Here is a 15,386-nt window from a genome sequence, read left to right as displayed (position 1 = left end):
CCCACCGGCCCAAGGCGCGAGAATGGGATCTTTCCCGAGCCCCTGACCGCCATGACCGCCGCTGCCACCGATCCGCTGTTGTCCCTGTCGCATTACTACCTGCCGGTCTACAAACCGCGCCAGGTGGTGCTCGAGCGCGGCCAGGGCGCCCGCGTCTGGGACACCCAGGGCCGCGAGTTCATCGACCTGGCCGCCGGCATCGCCGTGTGCGGCCTGGGCCACCACGATCCGGACCTGACCGCGGCGCTGATCGAGCAGGCCGGCAAGCTGTGGCACACCAGCAACGTGTTCTACAGCGAACCGCCGCTGCGCCTGGCCGAAGAGCTGGTCACCGCCTCGCGCTTCGCCGAGCGCGTGTTCCTGTGCAATTCCGGCGCCGAAGCGAACGAAGTGGCGATCAAGCTGGTCCGCAAGTGGGCCTCCTCGCTGGGCCGCCCGGCGCACCAGCGCGTGATCGTGACCTTCCGCGGCAGCTTCCACGGGCGCACCCTGGCCGCGGTCACCGCCACCGCCCAGCCGAAGTACCAGGAAGGCTACGAGCCGCTGCCCGGTGGCTTCCGCTATGTCGATTTCAACGATGAGGTGCAGCTGGAAACCGCGATGGCGGCCGGCGATGTCGCCGCGGTGATGCTCGAGCCGATCCAGGGCGAGGGCGGCGTGATGCCGGCCAAGCCGGGCTTCCTGAAGCGCGTGCGCGAGCTGTGCGACCAGCACAATGCCCTGGTCGTGCTCGATGAGATCCAGGTCGGCATGGGCCGCACCGGCACCCTGTTCGCGCACTGGCAGGACAACATCACCCCCGACATCGTCACCCTGGCCAAGGCGCTGGGCGGCGGCTTCCCGATCGGCGCGATGCTGGCCGGCCCGAAGGTCGCCGAGGTGATGCAGTTCGGCGCGCACGGCACCACCTTCGGTGGCAACCCGCTGGCGGCTGCGGTGGCCCGCGTGGCGCTGCGCAAGCTGTCCTCGCCCGAGATCGCGCACAACGTCAGCCGCCAGTCGCAGGCGCTGCGCGATGGCCTGGGCAGGATCAACGACGAGTTCAAGGTGTTCAGCCAGGTCCGCGGCCGCGGCCTGATGCTGGGCGCGGTGCTGGACAAGGACTTCGCCGGCCAGGCCGGGCCCATCCTCGACCACGCCGCCGACCACGGCCTGCTGACCCTGCAGGCCGGCCCGGACGTGCTGCGCTTCGTGCCGTCGCTGAACATCACCGATGAAGAAATCGCCGAAGGCCTGAAGCGGCTTCGCGCAGCGGTCGCTTCGTTCATCGCATCGCGCTGATCGAGGTAGCCGGCAGGTGCCCACCGTTGGTGGGTACCTGCGGCACGCTCATTCCAATCGGTACCGTTTCATGACCTTGCCGAACGCGCGGCTGTCCGTCGCGGTCTCGGCCTGCAGGCCTGCCTGCCGCGCACCGCGCACGTTGACGAACAGGTCATCGACGAACAGCGTGCGCTCGGCGCGCGCGCCCAGCCGTTCCACTGCCTGGGTGAATATCGCCGGGTCCGGCTTGCGCCCGCCCAGTGCACCGCTGCACAGGATGCGGCCGTGCAGGGCATCGGCCAGGGTCGGCAGCAGCAGCGGAATCGTCCGTGCCATCAGTTCGCCGTTGTTGGTCAGGATCGCGATCGGCAACGTCCGGGCGATCCGTGCCACGCGTTCGATGACCCCTGCTTCCGGTGCGCACGCCGCGATGCGCGCCGCCTGCCACTGCACGATGCTGATCGTGGTCCGCAGCGCTTCACCCAGTTGCTCAAGGTACGCGTCCGTCGCCATGCCGCTGTCGTAGGCGCGCTCCAGTCCACTGTCGAACAGCGCCGCCTGCACCTGCGCCGCACTGCAGCCGATGCCCGCGGCGAGATGGCGCACGCGCAGATGCCGGGCATAGCGCACCAGCACGCCATCGAAATCCAGCAGCAGGCACTCGATCGCAGGGGGCATCGGAGAAGTCTCGTCCAGGTCCAAGGCTGACCGTAACCCAGCCGGGGGCTGCGCTGCGACATCGCGTCGCACGTCGCCTGCACGGGCGGTCACTAGAATCGCGGGGACTGTTCGATGGAGATCGCCTTGAAACTGCTTGCCCCCGTGTTGCTCGCCGGCCTGATGCTGGCCCCGGCCGCCCATGCGCGTGTCTGCGCGATCGCCCTCGACAGCACCGACCAGATGAGCTTCAGCCAGAAGGAGCTCAAGGTTGCGGCGGACTGCACCCAGGTGAAGCTGACGCTGCGCCACACCGGCAAGCTCGCCGCGACCGCGATGGGCCACAACTGGGTGCTGACCCGCACGGCCGATTACCAGCCGGTGGCGATGGCCGGCATGCGCGCGACGTTGGCCGACAGCTACCTGCCCAAGGGCGATGCACGCGTGCTGGCGCATACGCCGGTGATCGGCGGTGGGCAGACCACCAGCGTCACCTTCTCCACCGCCAAGCTGACCAAGGGCGGCGACTACACGTTCTTCTGCTCGTTCCCGGGCCACTTCGCGATGATGAAGGGCCGCTTCGTGTTCGGTTGAATAACAGTGAATAACAGGGACGGAGGTGGTTATTAATTACCTCCGTCCCCGTTTTTGTCAGCCTTTGACGACCTTGAAGGCCTCGCGCGCTGCCTCCAGCGTCGCATCGATGATGGCGTCGTCGTGGGCGCTGGACAGGAAGCCGGCCTCATAGGCCGACGGCGCCAGGAACACGCCGCGCTCCAGCATCGCGTGGAAGAAGGTGTTGAACGCGGCGATGTCGCAGGCGGTCGCCTGGGCGTAGGTCTCCACCTTCTGATCGGTGAAGAACAGGCCGAACATCGCGCCGACCTGGGTCGTGGTCACCGCAACCCCGGCCTCGGCGGCGGCGGCTTCCAGCCCGGTGCACAGGCGTGCCGCCGCGGCGCTCAGGCGATCATGGAAGCCCGGTTCCTGCACCAGCTCCAGCATCGCCAGGCCGGCGGCCATCGCCACCGGATTGCCACTCAGGGTGCCGGCCTGATAGATCGGGCCCGCCGGGGAAATCTGCGACATCAGCTCGCGGCGACCGCCGTACGCGCCCACCGGCATGCCGCCGCCGATGATCTTGCCGAAGGTGGTCAGGTCCGGGGTCACGCCGTAATGCGCCTGCGCGCCACCGAGGGCCACGCGGAAGCCGGTCATCACTTCATCGAAGATCAGCACCGTGCGGTACTGCGTGCACAGCGCGCGCAGGTGCTGCAGGTAGCCCTCGCGCGGCGGAATGCAGTTGGCGTTGCCGACCACCGGTTCGATGATCAGGCCGGCGATGTGCTCGCCCTGTTCGGCGAACAGCGCCGTGGCCGCATCGAAATCGTTGTAGGGCAGGGTCAGGGTGAGTTCGCTCAGGCCCGCGGGAACGCCCGGCGAGGTGGGTACGCCCAGGGTCAGCATGCCGCTGCCGGCCTTGACCAGGAACGAGTCGCCGTGGCCGTGGTAGCAGCCTTCGAACTTGACGATGCGGCTGCGGCCGGTGGCACCGCGTGCCAGCCGGATCGCCGACAGCGTGGCCTCGGTGCCGGAGTTGACCATGCGCACCATCTCGCAGGACGGCACCAGCCGGGTCAGGGTCTCGGCCATGGTCACTTCGGCTTCGCAGGGTGCGCCGAACGACAGACCGTTGCCGATCGCCTGCTTGACCGCCTGGCGCACGGCCGTGTGGTTGTGGCCGACGATCATCGGGCCCCAGGAGCCGACGTAATCGATGTAGCGGTTGCCGTCCACGTCATACAGGTACGGGCCATCGGCGCGCTGCACGAAGAACGGCTCGCCCCCGACCGACTTGAACGCGCGCACCGGCGAGTTGACGCCACCCGGCAGCAGCTTCTGGGCGCGGGTGAACAGGGCGTGGGACTGGTCGTGGTTCATGGAGTGTCCTGGGTCTTACGGAAACTGGGCGAGGAAGGCGCGCTGGGCGGCAACCGGGTCGGGGGCGGCGAAAATGCCGCTGACCACGGCCACCAGGTCGGCACCGGCCGCGATGATGGGACCCACATTGTCCGGGCTGAGCCCGCCGATCGCCACCCGCGGCACGCCCAGTGCGGCGCTTTGCCGCAGCAGGTCCGGCGTGGCACGGCTGGCGGTGACCTTGGTGGTGGTGGGGAAGAACGCGCCGAAGGCCACATAACTGGCGCCTTCGGCCACGGCACGCGCGGCATTGGCCAGCTGGTCGTAGCAGGACGCGCCGATGATGGCGTCGGACCCCAGCAGGGCACGCGCCGCGCCGATGTCGCCGTCGGTGCCGCCCAGGTGCACGCCAGCGGCGCCCACGGCATGGGCCAGCGCCGGGTCGTCATTGATGATCAATGGCACGCCGTGCTGCCCGCACAGCGCCTGCAGCGCGGTCGCCTGCTGCAGGCGCAGGGCGGCATCGGCAGTCTTGTTGCGGTACTGCAGCCAGGTCGCGCCGGCCGCCAGCAGCGGCGCGGTGCGCGCCAGCAGCCGCGCGGTATCGGGCTCGTCGGGGGTGATGAGGTAGACGCCGCGGGGCGGCGTGGGGGCTGAAGCGTGATTCATCAATGGCTACCGGTAGCGCAACGGGAGTGGGACAATGACCACTGTCAGCTCCTGTCCCGCCATGATTATCCGATGACCGACGCTACCGCCACCACCTTCCGCACCTGGATGTGCGTTGTCTGCGGCTTCCTGTACCGGGAAGAAGACGGGCTGCCGGAAGAGGGCATCGCCCCCGGCACGCGCTGGGAGGACATTCCCGATACCTGGACCTGTCCGGACTGCGGCGTGACCAAGGATGATTTCGAGATGGTCGAAGTCGACTGAGGCACGACCGGGCGTCAGCGCCTGGCGAGCATCACGGCGCCCTCAGTGCAGGCGCGGCACCGCGCCACCGAGCCCGACCAGCTTCTCGCGCACGAACTGGGCGTCGCTGGCCTTGGCATTGCGCTTGAGGTACAGCCCCAGGTCGCTGCGCGCGCCGGCCTCGTAGTCCAGCTGCAGGTAGGCCATGCCGCGATCGCGCAGGGCGTCGTCCTGCTCGGGCGCCAGCTTCAGCAGGCGGTCGGCACTGCGCGCGGCGCGGTCCCATTCCCCCCGTTCGACGTACACGCCATGCAGGTTGCGCAGCATCCGCATCAGGATCGCGCGCGCCGGGGCCGGGTCCAGGATCTGCGCCAGCACGTCGTCGTCGGGCACTTCACCGCCCAGGTGCGAGCGCGCGCGTTCGCGCAGTTCCTCCACCCCCAGCGGGCGGCCCCCGTTGAACGGGTCCATCACCAGCACGCCGTCGTTGAGCGGCAGGCGCACCAGGAAGTGGCCGGGGAAGGACACCCCGTCCAGCGGGATGCCGAGCCGGCGCGAGACTTCCATCTGCACCAGTGCCAGCGAGATCGGGTTGCCCAGGCGGCGTTCGAAGACCTGGTTCAGATAGCTGTTGCGCGGGTCGTAGTACTCACCGTGGTCGCCGCTGTAGCCCAGCTCGTCGAACAGGTGGCGATTGACCGCGGCGATTTTCAGCGGCCACATGTCGATCGTGGCGATCTCGGTGCGCAGGTGGTCGGCGTGGCTCTGCAGGACCGCGTCGTAGACGGCAGGATCCAGGTCCGGGTATTCGTCCCGGGCGATCAGCAGGGCGGTCGGCAACAGAGGCAGCGCCTCGTCGTCCAGCTCGGCCAGTGATTCCCACGTCGGCAATGTGATCTGCCCCTGCATGGGACAAGACTGGCGACAAACGCGCCGCGATTCAAGGGCGCGGCGCGTTTATCGGGGCCGTTTTACTTGTCGTCGGCGATGCCGGGGCCGAACTTCAGTTCGGTACCGTCTTTCAGCGCCATCTTCTCGGCCTGCCCGGCGTTGAGTTCCAGCACATAACGGGCCGGTTCGCTGCTGGGGTAGGGCGGGCAACGATCGCCGGCCGAGCACGGCGGCACGTCGCGCTGCTGGCTGACCAGGCGGCGCTGCGCGTCGAAGTACAGGATGTCCAGGGCGATCTTGGTGTTCTTCATCCAGTACGCCTGCAGCTCTTCGCGTTCGTGGATGAACAGCATGCCGTGGTCGTCCGGCATCTGGTCGCGGAACATCAGGCCGCGGGCGCGGGTGTCATCGTTGGTGGCCAGTTCAACGTGGTAACGGTTGCCGTCCAGTTCCACCCAGTGACGGGCGTTGGTGCTGGCGCAGCCGGCGAGGGTCAGCAACAGGAACAGGGGCAGCAGGCGCAGCAGGGACATGGGAGTGCCTCGTTGGGGCGGCCGTCGCGGGCGACGGCCACGGGATCAGATCACGATCGGCGGTTCACCGCCCACGATCACCACATCGGCCGGACGGCGTGCGAACAGGCCGACGCTGACCACGCCCGGCAGCTGGTTGAGCTCGCGCTCCAGCTTCACCGGATCGGTGATTTCCAGATGGTGGATGTCCAGGATCACGTTGCCGTTGTCGGTGACCACGCCCTCACGCCACGCCGGCTGGCCGCCGGTCATGTCCATGATGCGGCGGGCGACCAGGCTGCGTGCCATCGGGATCACTTCCACCGGCAGCGGGAATCTGCCCAGCACCTTCACCTGCTTGCTCGGGTCGATGATGCACACGAAGCGCTCGCTGGCCTCGGCGATGATCTTCTCGCGAGTCAGCGCGGCGCCGCCGCCCTTGATCAGGTTCTTGTTGCCGTCACACTCGTCGGCGCCATCCACGTACAGCGACAGGGTGCCGGTGTGGTTGAGCTCGAACACCTCGATGCCGTGCTGCTTCAGGCGTGCGGTGCTCTGGTCCGAGCTGGACACGGCGCCCTTGATGCGGTGCTGGATCCTGGCCAGGGCGTCGATGAAGTAGGCGACGGTGGAGCCGGTACCGACCCCGACGATCATGCCGTCTTCGACGTATTCAATGGCTTTTTCAGCGGCCAGGCGCTTGGCTTCGGACATGGCGGGCAACTCTTGGAGGAAAGGGGGGTCAGTGCTTTTCCAGCGACAGCAGCAGCTTCCACTGCGCGGCGGTCACCGGGAGGATGGAGAGGCGGTTGCCGCGCGCGGTCAACGGGAACCCTTCGCCCAGCGCATCGGCGTGCAGCTTGATCTCGTCCAGCGAAATGGTGTCGCGCAGTTTGCGCTCGAAGGCGACGTCCACCAGCATCCAGCGCGGTTCTTCGCGGGTCGCCTTGGGATCGTAGTAATCGGATTTGGGATCGAACTGGGTGTCGTCCGGGTAGGCCTCGCTGGCCACCGTGGCCAGCCCGACGATGCCCGGCACCTTGGTGTTGGAGTGGTAGAACATCACCCCGTCGCCGACCTTCATGCCGTCGCGCATGAAGTTGCGCGCCTGGTAGTTGCGCACGCCGTTCCAGGGCTCGCGGCCTACGCGCTGCAGATCATCGATGGAAAAGGCGTCCGGTTCGGACTTCATCAGCCAGTAGCGCTTGCGTGCGGTCATGCGGAGTCTTTGATTACTGTAGGTGCCGACCATTGGTCGGTACGCAGACAAGGGTGGAGACGTCGGTGCAGATCGCATCCACCGCGACGTCCCACGGTTGCACCGGCAGGTCATCGACCTGCTGGACCGAGAAGCCGACCCCGACCAGCCACGGCGGCGCCGGGCGCTGGTGGCGGAATGCGAAGCTGCGATCATACCAGCCGCCTCCCATGCCGAGCCGGCGGCCCTGTGCATCGAAACCGACCAGCGGCGCCACGACCAGGGCCATCTGTTCCGGCGCGAGCGTGTCCTCCAGCGCAACCTCGGGTTCGGGGATGCCGAAGCGGTTGGCGGTCAGCGCCTGCCCCGGGCGCCACGGCGCGAAGCGCAGCGTTTTCTCATGCAGCACCGGCAGGCAGTAGGTGAGCCCGGCGGGCAACTGCATCTGCCAACGGTGCAGCGCGATCTCGCCATCCATCGCCCAGTAGCCGGCGACGTGGCCCTGCGTGGGCGCGAAAGGAAGGGAGAGCAGGCCATCAGCCAAGTGTTCGGCGGCGGCCAGGCGCACGGCGGCGGGGAGATCACGGCGGCGTTGGCGCAGCTGCTGGCGCAGTGCGGAGCGCGGGTCGGTCATGCCTGGGTCCGGAGCGTGCGGAGGAAGCGGATAAAACAAGAGCGACGTCCCAAGGGAACGCCGCTCTTGCTGGAATATTGCATTCTCCGCCGTGACGATGCATGCGAAACGACCTTGAACCCGGGGTTCAAGTGGGTACGCTGGGGTTCCATCGGGCTTCCCGCTACAAGGCGGACTTGCACTCCCGGCGCCGTCGCGCACCCGTGGTCGTAATTAAGGGACAAGGCGAATGTTTGCACACGCCGTCGTTCACAGCAGAGAACGCGACGAGGATTATAGCCCTCTTGTGCGATTCGACCAGTCCGTTCGTCGGTCGGATTGCACGTCAATTCAGATCGATGAAGGCCATGCGATGTACTTGTGCAATCGGCCATCGCGTGGAACCCGTCGTGGATCACCCTGCGCCGTCGAAGGCGCGATCCAGGCGGCGGTTCAGATCGCCCAGGGTCTGCTGCAGCGCGATCGCCTGGCGGGCGTGCTCATCGCGCAGCTGCTGAAGTTCGTGGGCCAGGTTCAGCGCGGCCAGCACCGCGACCCGGTCGACCGCGGCCATCCGGTTGCTGCCGCGGATCTCGCGCATCTTGGCGTCCAGCAGCCGGGCGGCGGCGGTCAGGCTCTCGCGTTCCTCCGCGCCCACGCCCACCGTGTATTCACGATCCAGGATGCGGACACTGACCGGTTCGGTCTGGCTCATGTGTGCTGCTCCAGGGATTTGAGGCGGGTGATCATCGCTTCGACCCGGGAGCGGGCCTGCTCGTTCTTGGCCAGCAGCTGGGAGCGTTCGGCGACCAGCTGTTCCTGCTGGTGGCGCAGGCTGCGGTTCTCGTCGGCCAGGCGCTGGTTGCGCTCCAGCAACGCCTCCACCCGGGCGGCGAAGGCCTGCAATTGGGCGATGGCATCGGCGGGTTCCATGTCCGGCACGATAGGCAAGGGCGGATGGGGCGGTCAAGCGAATATTGACGGGGCCTGCGGGCGGTCGACCCCGGGGCACCGGGGCGGGGCCCGGTGGCAGCCATCGCAACCCGGTCGACACGGGTGGATTGCTACACTGTGGCGCTCACAAACCGTAGCCCCAAGATGACCGAACTCCCGAGTGTCGACGACGTAAACCAGGCCAGCCAGGCCCTGGGCCTGGGCGCCAGCGCCGCTGAACTGCACGGCGGCCTGTGCGGCTGGCTGTCCGCCGGCGGTGCGCCGGTGCGTGAATGGCCGGCCCGCGTGCTGGCCGATGACAACCTGCCGACCCCGGCCGAAGGCGACGCGCTGGCGCGGCTGCTCGATGCCAGCGTGGCGCAGCTGGAAGACCGTGACTTCGCGTTCGAGCTGCTGCTGAGCGATGCCAGCGACACCGCTCAGCAGGCCGATGCGCTGTTCACCTGGGCGCGCGCGTTCCTCGGGGGCTTCGGGCTCGGCTCGGGCCAGAACCGCCCGGCGCTGTCGGAAGAGGGCGACGAGGCCCTGACCGATCTGGCCAAGCTGGCCCAGGCCTCCAGCGAAGACTTCGAAAGCGGCAACGACGATGACGAAGACGCACTGGCCGAGATCGAGGAGTTCATCCGCGTGGCGGTGCTGCTGCTGCACGGTGACTGCGTCATGGCCGCGCGCCATCGGCAGCGCCTGAACTGAGATGGATATCCGGCAGCTGACCGGCATCTCCGCCGCCGAATACACGCGTCGTCGCCAGCAGTTGATGGAAATGGCCGGCGATGACGCGATCCTGGTGCTGCCGGCCGCGTCCGAGCGGGTGCGCAGCCTGGATACGCATTATCCGTTCCGCCAGGACTCGGACTTCTGGTACCTGAGCGGCTTCCCGGAACCGGAGGCCGTGCTGGTCCTGATTCCGGGCCGCCGCCATGGCGAGGTGATCCTGTTCTGCCGCGAGCGCGACGCCGACCGCGAAGCCTGGGATGGCGCGCGCGCCGGCCAGGAAGGTGCGGTGTCGCAGTACGGCATGGACGACGCCTACCCGATCGACGACCTGGACGACATCCTGCCCGGCCTGCTGGAAGGGCGCTCGCGGGTGTACTACCACTTCGGTCGCGATGCCGAGTTCGATCTCAAGCTGATCGGCTGGGTCAACCGGGTGCGCTCGCAGGTGCGCCATGGCGCGCAGCCGCCGCATGAATTCCTCGAGCTGGGCCACCTGCTGCACGAGCAGCGGCTGTTCAAATCGACCGCGGAAATCGCGGTGATGCAGCGCGCCGCCGACATCAGCGTGCAGGCCCACCGTGCCGCGATGCACGTGGCGCGGCCGGGCATCCACGAGTACGAACTGCAGGCCGATCTGGAGCGTGTGTTCCGTGCCAATGATGCGTGCGCGGCCTACAGCAGCATCGTCGGTGCCGGTGCCAACGGCTGCATCCTGCATTACCGCGACAACAATGCGCGCTCGCACGATGGCGATCTGGTCCTGATCGATGCCGGTGCCGAGTACCGCGGCTACGCCAGTGACATTACCCGTACCTTCCCGGTCAACGGCCGCTTCACCGCCGAGCAACGCGCGCTGCATGACCTGGTCGGTGCGGCGCAGGCGGCGGCGCTGGCCCAGGCCCGCCCGGGCAACGCCTATGAAGCCGGCCACCTGGCCGCGGTGGAGACCCTGACCGAAGGCCTGCTGCGGCTGGGCCTGCTCAAGGGCACGCTGGAAGAGAACATCGCCGAAGCGCATTACCAGCGGTTCTACCGGCACAAGACCGGGCACTGGCTCGGCCTGGACGTGCACGACGTCGGCGATTACCGGCTGGCCGGGGATTCGCGGATGCTGGAGCCCGGCATGGTGTTCACCATCGAGCCGGGCCTCTATGTCTCACCGGACGACCGCAGCGTGGAAGCGCGCTGGCGTGGCATCGGCATCCGCACCGAAGACGACGTGCTGATCACCGAGGACGGCCATCAGGTGCTGACCGCTGCGTTGGCACGCAGTGCCGATGAGATCGAAGAAGACATGGCGAAGCGCTGATCCGCTTCACGGTAGAGCCACCCCATGGGTGGCTGCGCTCCACGTCGAGGTCGTCTGCAGCCACCCATGGGGTGGCCCTACCAGCACCCCGGGGAGCCGGCCAGCGGCCGGCACTACCTTGAGGTGGCCCCTCAGCTGGCGGCCGCGAACACCGGCCGGGTCAGGTTGTCGGCATCGCCTTCGGTGCACAGCACTTCATCCTCGATGCGCACGCCGCCATACGGACGGAAGAAGTCCACGCGGTCCCAGTTGATGCTGGTGCCGTTGCCGGCCTGCTTCACTTCGTCCAGCAGCATGTCGATGAAGTACACGCCCGGCTCGATGGTGACCACCATGCCCGGCTCCAGCGCGCGGGTCATGCGCAGGTACGGGTGCCCCTGCGGACGCTCGATGCGGCCACCGCGGTCGCTGGCGGCAAAGCCGGCCACATCGTGCACCTGCAGCCCGATCAGATGGCCGAGGCCGTGCGGGAAGAACGCCGCGCTCACGCCGGTGGCCAGCGCGGCCTCCGGCGAGACGGTGAGCACGCCGAAGTCCTTGAGGATGCCCATCAGCGACAGGTGCGCGTCGATGTGCAGCTGCTTGTAGTCCACCCCGGCGCGCACGCCGGCGCCCATCTGCTGCTGCGCCGCGTCGACCGCGTCGATCAACGCCTGGAATTCGTCATGGCCGCTGGCGGCATAGGTGCGGGTGATGTCGCTGGCATAGCCATGGGCGCTGGCGCCGGCGTCGATCAGGAAACTGCGCAGCGGGGTCGGCGCGCTGCGGCCCAGGTCGGTGTAGTGCAGCACGGCGGCATGTTCGTTGAGGCCGATGATGTTGCCGTACGGCAGTTCATTGGCGTCCTGGCCGACCGCGCGGCAATACGCCATGTGGATCTCGAATTCGCTGGCACCGGCGCGGAACGCGGCTTCGGCAGCGCGGTGGCCGCGCACGCCCAGCCGCTGCGCTTCGCGCATCAAGGCGATTTCATACGGGGTCTTGTAGCCGCGCTGCCAGTCCAGGTAGTCGATGACCGGTGCCGGATTGTTCGGCACGAACGCGCCCAGCGCGCTCTGCGGTTCGCCGAGGATGGCGCAGCGGGCGGGATCCTTGGGCAGCAGTGCCAGCGCAGCGTCCGGCGTGCGGATGATCTCGATGTCGACATGCTCGACCCACCAGCCGTTCGGCGCATCCGGCACCACGTGCCAGTAATCGAAGGGCTGGTAGAAGATCAGCGTGGGCCGCTGGCCCGGGGTGTACACCAGCCAGCTGTTGGGCAGCTTGGTCAGCGGCAGCCAGGCCTTGAAGTTCGGGTTCACCGCATACGGGTAATCGCGATCATCGAATGCCTGGTAATGCTGGGTGCCGCTGGGAATCACCAGATGATCGAAGCCGCCACGGGCCAGCGCTTCGTCGGCGCGTTGGCGCATCACGCTGGCATGGTGGGAATACAGGGCGCCGAGGTCTGGCTGGTTCATGGCATGAGGCTCGCTGACAGTGCGGAATGCAGCCCTAGATTCTGCCGCAATCGGGCCTTCGGCGCTGTGCCGGAACCGGCGCTCAGACTGCCGAAGTTTCCTCGGCGATCCACTGCCGCAGCTGCTCGCGTGATTCGCGCGCCAGGGTCAGGAAGCGGAAGCCCACCCAGGCCTGGCCGGGTGCATGGGTCTGCTCGCTCCACAGCAGGTGCACGCCGACATCGATCAGCAGGGGCTGCCCCTGCGGGCCGGTGATGGTGAACTGCAGCTGGTACAGCGCGTCGTCCTGCATCGGCACCGAGGCCAGCATCAGCATGCCGGTTTCGGAGACATTGCCCAGCCGACCGATCACGGTCTCGGCCATCCGGTCGGTCACCGGCACCAGCTCGGCCACCTGGCGGCGGGGTGCGCGTCGGGTATCGGGCGAGGTCATTCGGCGTTCTCCGCAGGGGTGCCGGCCAGCGAACGCAGCGTGCGCAGCGTGGCCTGCCAGGCGCGGTCGATCAGCCGACCCTTGTCTTCAGTGACGATCCGCACCTGGCCGTGCGCCATCAGCCGTGCCAGTGCGTCCAGGGAGTGTTCGCCGACTTTCTGTCCGCGCTGATTGACGAACAGGGCGTTGTCGGTGATCAGGCTGTACCAGGACAGCCGCTGCCGGCGGATATCCCCCTGTTGGTTGGTGGTGAACTCGAACCAGGTGCCGAACGGCAGCGTGCGCAGCTGGCGATAGCAGTCGTCCTCGGCCGTGCTGCGGGCCAGGGGGGCGACCCTGCGTGGATCGCTGGCCTCGGCCTGTTCGCCCAGGCGTGTGCGTGCGCGCAGGCGGGCGGTGAGTTCGGTGCGCGAGCTGCTGTCGTCCGCACCGCCGGGCGTGGACAGCCGGCGCGCGATCGCGGCCGCTTCGTCCTGGTGGTAGCCGACCTGCAGCAACGCGGACTCGACCTGGGTGCCCAGCGGCTCGTCGCGTTCGGCCGTTCCCGGCGCCAGGCAGGTGACCTCGGCGATCCGGGTGGTTTCCTGCTGGCGCTGCTGCCACTGTGGCGAGGTCTCGCCGTTGCGCAGCAGGGTGAGCGTGAGTACGTCCGACCACGCCTGTTTCAGCAGCGCCTGTACGAAGCGGGGCGGCGCGGCCTGCGTGCAGAGCTGCTCGATGCTGGCGCTGGCCTGCTGCTTGGCCGCTTCCAGCCGCTCCTTGCCGCGGGCCGCTTCGACATGACGGCGCTCGGCCAGTTCGGCCTTGTGGGCGAGGGCGCGGAAGTGCTGCTGGATCTCTTCGTTGGCGGTGTCGAACACGGCCACGTCGCCGTCGTATTCGTTGACCACCTGATCCACGGCATGTCCCAGCTTCTGCACCAGCTGCGGATCCACGTCCTCCTCGCCCAGCCAGTTGGCGCCGGCCTCGGCCACCGCATTGAGCAGTTCGCGCGCAGGGTGCTGGTCGCGCACGAAGAAGGCCGGGTCGGACAGGGCCGCGCGGGCCACGGGGACCTGCAGACGGGTCAGCAGGTCGGCGGCCACGGCCTCGGGCCGGACCTCGCGCTGGATCTGCCCGTACAGCATGTCGAGCAGGTCGAAGGTGTCGCTGTCCTTGACCGTCAGGGCCGCGTGCGCGCCATGGTCGGCGCGGACCTGGGCGAGCAGGGCGTTGTGCAGGTCGGCCATGCTGCGGCGGGCACCCCCCGGAGCGACGGCCTGGCTCTGCAGCCGGGCCAGCGTGGCGTGCACGGCTTCGGCGGGCACGGCCAGTGCGGCGGGGGATTCGGGGGCGAGAAACGCACTGTCGGTGGGGTGCCAGGACTGCCCGGACGGTCCGGGCAGCTCGTTGGTCGCCGCGACAGCCTGCGCGGCCATCGCGTCTCCGCCCGGCACCGTGCCGGCGGCATGCGCCTGGCGGGCGGCGCCGAGCAACTGGTGCAGGGCCGACATCGCCGGGGCACCGAGGTCCGCCGGCGCAGGCGCGTTGCTGGCCGGCGCAGAGGCGGACGACGGTGCAGGTGCAGGTGAAGGTGCAGCGCCAGCGTCTCCGCTGGGCGCGCTCCAGCCCGGGCCGGTGGCCGGCGCCGTCATCGCCATGGCCTCCTGGGTCATCGCCGCCCAGCCGGCGCTGGGCGCGCCGCCGTTCCAGCCGGTCAGCGGCCGCGCGGCGGCACCTCCGCGTGCGCCGGGCAGGCCGCGCTCGGGCCCGGTGATGATCCGGCGCGTGGTCGCCGAGCGCGCCAGGTACGGGGTGTACACCAGCCCGGGCAGCACGCCCTCGTGCGCGAGCAGGATGTTGGCGCGTTCCAGCAGTTCGCCGAGCCGCTCCAGCAGTTGCCGGTCGAATACGCGGTACAGCGCCAGCTGCGTTTCCAGCCCCAGCGCGAACTGTTGGCCCAGCTCGCGCACGATCCGGCACAGCGCCTGCGGGCCGAACGGCAGGTCATCGGCATCGAAGGCGGGCCCGGCGGCGAGCACGCCGAAGCGCTGGCCAAGCAGCTGCAGGGCACTGGCCGAACGCTGGGCTTCGCGGCGGATGATGTCCACCAGCACGATGTCGCGGTCCACGTCGGTGTCGTTGACCAGGGTCAGCGCGGTCGCCGGGACCGAGACGTCAGTTGGCACGACGCGCTGGGTATGGCGCGGACCGCGCAGCGTGGCCAGGCTGTCGGCCAGCGCGTCCAGGAAGCGCGGGCCGAACTGCGCGTTGACCTCGTGCAGCTGGCGGGCCTGGGCAAAAATGTCGGCCTGGATCTGGCTGTTGCGCGCGCGTTCGGCGTCGCGGAACAGTTCGCGTTCGAGCTCCACGATGGTCAGCTTGAGCGGGGCGGTGAGGGTCTGCACCGCCAGCCCGTGCAGCGCGGCCAGCAGGCGGCGCACGCGCGGCGGTGCGGCCACGTCCGCGAAGCGGGTCATGTCGGGCTGGGACGACGAAGGTGCGGGCGCAGACATCCGATGTTCTTCCAGCTCCCCTGAGAACACGGAATCTAACGGTTTCGCGGGG

18 protein-coding genes and 1 other RNA gene are annotated in these 15,386 nt (G+C 68.5%); 5 read left to right on the top strand and 14 right to left on the bottom strand.

What is annotated here, in order from left to right; translation table 11 throughout:
- Window positions 1-51 precede the first annotated feature (51 nt).
- Window positions 52-1,281 carry an acetylornithine transaminase gene (locus ABE473_RS10485; protein WP_319208477.1) on the top strand — a complete coding sequence of 410 codons (1,230 nt, stop codon included), beginning with the start codon at window positions 52-54 and terminating at the stop codon, window positions 1,279-1,281.
- Window positions 1,282-1,329: 48 nt separating this feature from the next.
- Here ABE473_RS10485 and ABE473_RS10480 read toward each other — a convergent pair whose 3' ends face one another.
- Entirely contained in the window at window positions 1,330-1,941 is a 612-nt protein-coding gene (locus ABE473_RS10480; RefSeq protein WP_346489412.1) for an HAD-IA family hydrolase, read from the bottom strand.
- A gap of 114 nt (window positions 1,942-2,055) precedes the next feature.
- Between ABE473_RS10480 and azu the strand changes: the two genes are divergently transcribed.
- Window positions 2,056-2,514: an azurin gene (gene azu, locus ABE473_RS10475; protein WP_179460163.1), complete on the top strand. Its 459-nt coding sequence runs from the start codon at window positions 2,056-2,058 to the stop codon at window positions 2,512-2,514.
- Between the two features lie 57 nt (window positions 2,515-2,571).
- Here the strand turns inward: azu and hemL are convergent, their stop codons facing one another.
- Together hemL and thiE are read right to left on the bottom strand one after the other, a co-directional pair.
- The gene (hemL, locus tag ABE473_RS10470; protein WP_346489411.1) at window positions 2,572-3,861 is read right to left on the bottom strand and encodes a glutamate-1-semialdehyde 2,1-aminomutase; all 1,290 of its coding nucleotides are present in this window, start codon (window positions 3,859-3,861) and stop codon (window positions 2,572-2,574) included.
- 15 nt (window positions 3,862-3,876) lie between these two features.
- A complete protein-coding gene (thiE, locus tag ABE473_RS10465) occupies window positions 3,877-4,509 on the bottom strand; it encodes a thiamine phosphate synthase (protein ID WP_319208488.1) in 633 nt (210 codons plus the stop codon).
- Between the two features lie 72 nt (window positions 4,510-4,581).
- Between thiE and ABE473_RS10460 the strand changes: the two genes are divergently transcribed.
- Entirely contained in the window at window positions 4,582-4,773 is a 192-nt protein-coding gene (locus tag ABE473_RS10460) for a rubredoxin (protein ID WP_037553342.1), read from the top strand.
- Window positions 4,774-4,815: 42 nt separating this feature from the next.
- Here ABE473_RS10460 and ABE473_RS10455 read toward each other — a convergent pair whose 3' ends face one another.
- From ABE473_RS10455 to ABE473_RS10420, 8 genes are all read right to left on the bottom strand, one after another.
- Window positions 4,816-5,661, bottom strand: coding sequence for a tetratricopeptide repeat protein (locus ABE473_RS10455; protein ID WP_176988310.1), 846 nt, complete (start codon window positions 5,659-5,661; stop codon window positions 4,816-4,818).
- 62 nt (window positions 5,662-5,723) lie between these two features.
- On the bottom strand, window positions 5,724-6,176 hold the full coding sequence (locus ABE473_RS10450) for a DUF192 domain-containing protein (protein WP_346489410.1): 453 nt from the start codon (window positions 6,174-6,176) through the stop codon (window positions 5,724-5,726).
- A 45-nt stretch (window positions 6,177-6,221) separates the two neighbouring features.
- Complete coding sequence (rpiA, locus tag ABE473_RS10445) at window positions 6,222-6,869, bottom strand: ribose-5-phosphate isomerase RpiA (RefSeq protein ID WP_346478934.1); 648 nt, start codon at window positions 6,867-6,869, stop codon at window positions 6,222-6,224.
- A 28-nt stretch (window positions 6,870-6,897) separates the two neighbouring features.
- The gene (locus ABE473_RS10440) at window positions 6,898-7,374 is read right to left on the bottom strand and encodes an EVE domain-containing protein (protein ID WP_346478935.1); all 477 of its coding nucleotides are present in this window, start codon (window positions 7,372-7,374) and stop codon (window positions 6,898-6,900) included.
- 13 nt (window positions 7,375-7,387) lie between these two features.
- A complete protein-coding gene (locus tag ABE473_RS10435) occupies window positions 7,388-7,987 on the bottom strand; it encodes a 5-formyltetrahydrofolate cyclo-ligase (protein ID WP_346478936.1) in 600 nt (199 codons plus the stop codon).
- A 79-nt stretch (window positions 7,988-8,066) separates the two neighbouring features.
- Window positions 8,067-8,251: non-coding RNA, 6S RNA (gene ssrS, locus ABE473_RS10430), on the bottom strand.
- A 130-nt stretch (window positions 8,252-8,381) separates the two neighbouring features.
- Window positions 8,382-8,681 carry a cell division protein ZapA gene (locus ABE473_RS10425; RefSeq protein WP_176988315.1) on the bottom strand — a complete coding sequence of 100 codons (300 nt, stop codon included), beginning with the start codon at window positions 8,679-8,681 and terminating at the stop codon, window positions 8,382-8,384.
- A complete protein-coding gene (locus ABE473_RS10420; RefSeq protein ID WP_019183857.1) occupies window positions 8,678-8,899 on the bottom strand; it encodes a TIGR02449 family protein in 222 nt (73 codons plus the stop codon). The genes ABE473_RS10425 and ABE473_RS10420 overlap by 4 nt, the downstream gene beginning before the upstream one ends.
- Window positions 8,900-9,064: 165 nt before the next feature.
- Here ABE473_RS10420 and ABE473_RS10415 point away from each other — a divergent pair, with 165 nt between their 5' ends.
- On the top strand, window positions 9,065-9,613 hold the full coding sequence (locus tag ABE473_RS10415; protein ID WP_346489409.1) for a UPF0149 family protein: 549 nt from the start codon (window positions 9,065-9,067) through the stop codon (window positions 9,611-9,613).
- Window positions 9,614-9,620: 7 nt separating this feature from the next.
- Entirely contained in the window at window positions 9,621-10,946 is a 1,326-nt protein-coding gene (locus tag ABE473_RS10410; RefSeq protein ID WP_346489439.1) for an aminopeptidase P N-terminal domain-containing protein, read from the top strand.
- Window positions 10,947-11,077: 131 nt separating this feature from the next.
- Here ABE473_RS10410 and pepQ read toward each other — a convergent pair whose 3' ends face one another.
- The 3 genes from pepQ to ABE473_RS10395 form a co-directional block, all read right to left on the bottom strand.
- On the bottom strand, window positions 11,078-12,406 hold the full coding sequence (gene pepQ / locus ABE473_RS10405) for a Xaa-Pro dipeptidase (protein WP_346479249.1): 1,329 nt from the start codon (window positions 12,404-12,406) through the stop codon (window positions 11,078-11,080).
- A gap of 82 nt (window positions 12,407-12,488) precedes the next feature.
- A complete protein-coding gene (locus ABE473_RS10400) occupies window positions 12,489-12,839 on the bottom strand; it encodes a PilZ domain-containing protein (protein WP_346479248.1) in 351 nt (116 codons plus the stop codon).
- On the bottom strand, window positions 12,836-15,334 hold the full coding sequence (locus ABE473_RS10395) for a DUF1631 domain-containing protein (protein WP_346489408.1): 2,499 nt from the start codon (window positions 15,332-15,334) through the stop codon (window positions 12,836-12,838). Before ABE473_RS10395 ends, ABE473_RS10400 begins: the two co-directional genes overlap by 4 nt.
- Window positions 15,335-15,386: the final 52 nt, after the last annotated feature.

Origin of the sequence: Stenotrophomonas sp. TWI700 (assembly GCF_039673645.1) — a bacterium.
GTDB classification, from domain to species: Bacteria; Pseudomonadota; Gammaproteobacteria; order Xanthomonadales; family Xanthomonadaceae; genus Stenotrophomonas; species Stenotrophomonas maltophilia_AA.
This window is presented reverse-complemented; position numbering and strand designations above follow the sequence as displayed.

Excerpts from the sequence above, each read along its gene's own strand:
- ABE473_RS10485 (WP_319208477.1), top strand. The coding sequence starts at position 52 with ATGACCGCCGCTGCCACCGATCCGCTGTTGTCCCTGTCGCATTACTAC.
- ABE473_RS10480 (WP_346489412.1), bottom strand. The coding sequence starts at position 1,941 with ATGCCCCCTGCGATCGAGTGCCTGCTGCTGGATTTCGATGGCGTGCTG.
- azu (WP_179460163.1), top strand. The coding sequence starts at position 2,056 with ATGGAGATCGCCTTGAAACTGCTTGCCCCCGTGTTGCTCGCCGGCCTG.
- hemL (WP_346489411.1), bottom strand. The coding sequence starts at position 3,861 with ATGAACCACGACCAGTCCCACGCCCTGTTCACCCGCGCCCAGAAGCTG.
- thiE (WP_319208488.1), bottom strand. The coding sequence starts at position 4,509 with ATGAATCACGCTTCAGCCCCCACGCCGCCCCGCGGCGTCTACCTCATC.
- ABE473_RS10460 (WP_037553342.1), top strand. The coding sequence starts at position 4,582 with ATGACCGACGCTACCGCCACCACCTTCCGCACCTGGATGTGCGTTGTC.
- ABE473_RS10455 (WP_176988310.1), bottom strand. The coding sequence starts at position 5,661 with ATGCAGGGGCAGATCACATTGCCGACGTGGGAATCACTGGCCGAGCTG.
- ABE473_RS10450 (WP_346489410.1), bottom strand. The coding sequence starts at position 6,176 with ATGTCCCTGCTGCGCCTGCTGCCCCTGTTCCTGTTGCTGACCCTCGCC.
- rpiA (WP_346478934.1), bottom strand. The coding sequence starts at position 6,869 with ATGTCCGAAGCCAAGCGCCTGGCCGCTGAAAAAGCCATTGAATACGTC.
- ABE473_RS10440 (WP_346478935.1), bottom strand. The coding sequence starts at position 7,374 with ATGACCGCACGCAAGCGCTACTGGCTGATGAAGTCCGAACCGGACGCC.
- ABE473_RS10435 (WP_346478936.1), bottom strand. The coding sequence starts at position 7,987 with ATGACCGACCCGCGCTCCGCACTGCGCCAGCAGCTGCGCCAACGCCGC.
- ABE473_RS10425 (WP_176988315.1), bottom strand. The coding sequence starts at position 8,681 with ATGAGCCAGACCGAACCGGTCAGTGTCCGCATCCTGGATCGTGAATAC.
- ABE473_RS10420 (WP_019183857.1), bottom strand. The coding sequence starts at position 8,899 with ATGGAACCCGCCGATGCCATCGCCCAATTGCAGGCCTTCGCCGCCCGG.
- ABE473_RS10415 (WP_346489409.1), top strand. The coding sequence starts at position 9,065 with ATGACCGAACTCCCGAGTGTCGACGACGTAAACCAGGCCAGCCAGGCC.
- pepQ (WP_346479249.1), bottom strand. The coding sequence starts at position 12,406 with ATGAACCAGCCAGACCTCGGCGCCCTGTATTCCCACCATGCCAGCGTG.
- ABE473_RS10400 (WP_346479248.1), bottom strand. The coding sequence starts at position 12,839 with ATGACCTCGCCCGATACCCGACGCGCACCCCGCCGCCAGGTGGCCGAG.
- ABE473_RS10395 (WP_346489408.1), bottom strand. The coding sequence starts at position 15,334 with ATGTCTGCGCCCGCACCTTCGTCGTCCCAGCCCGACATGACCCGCTTC.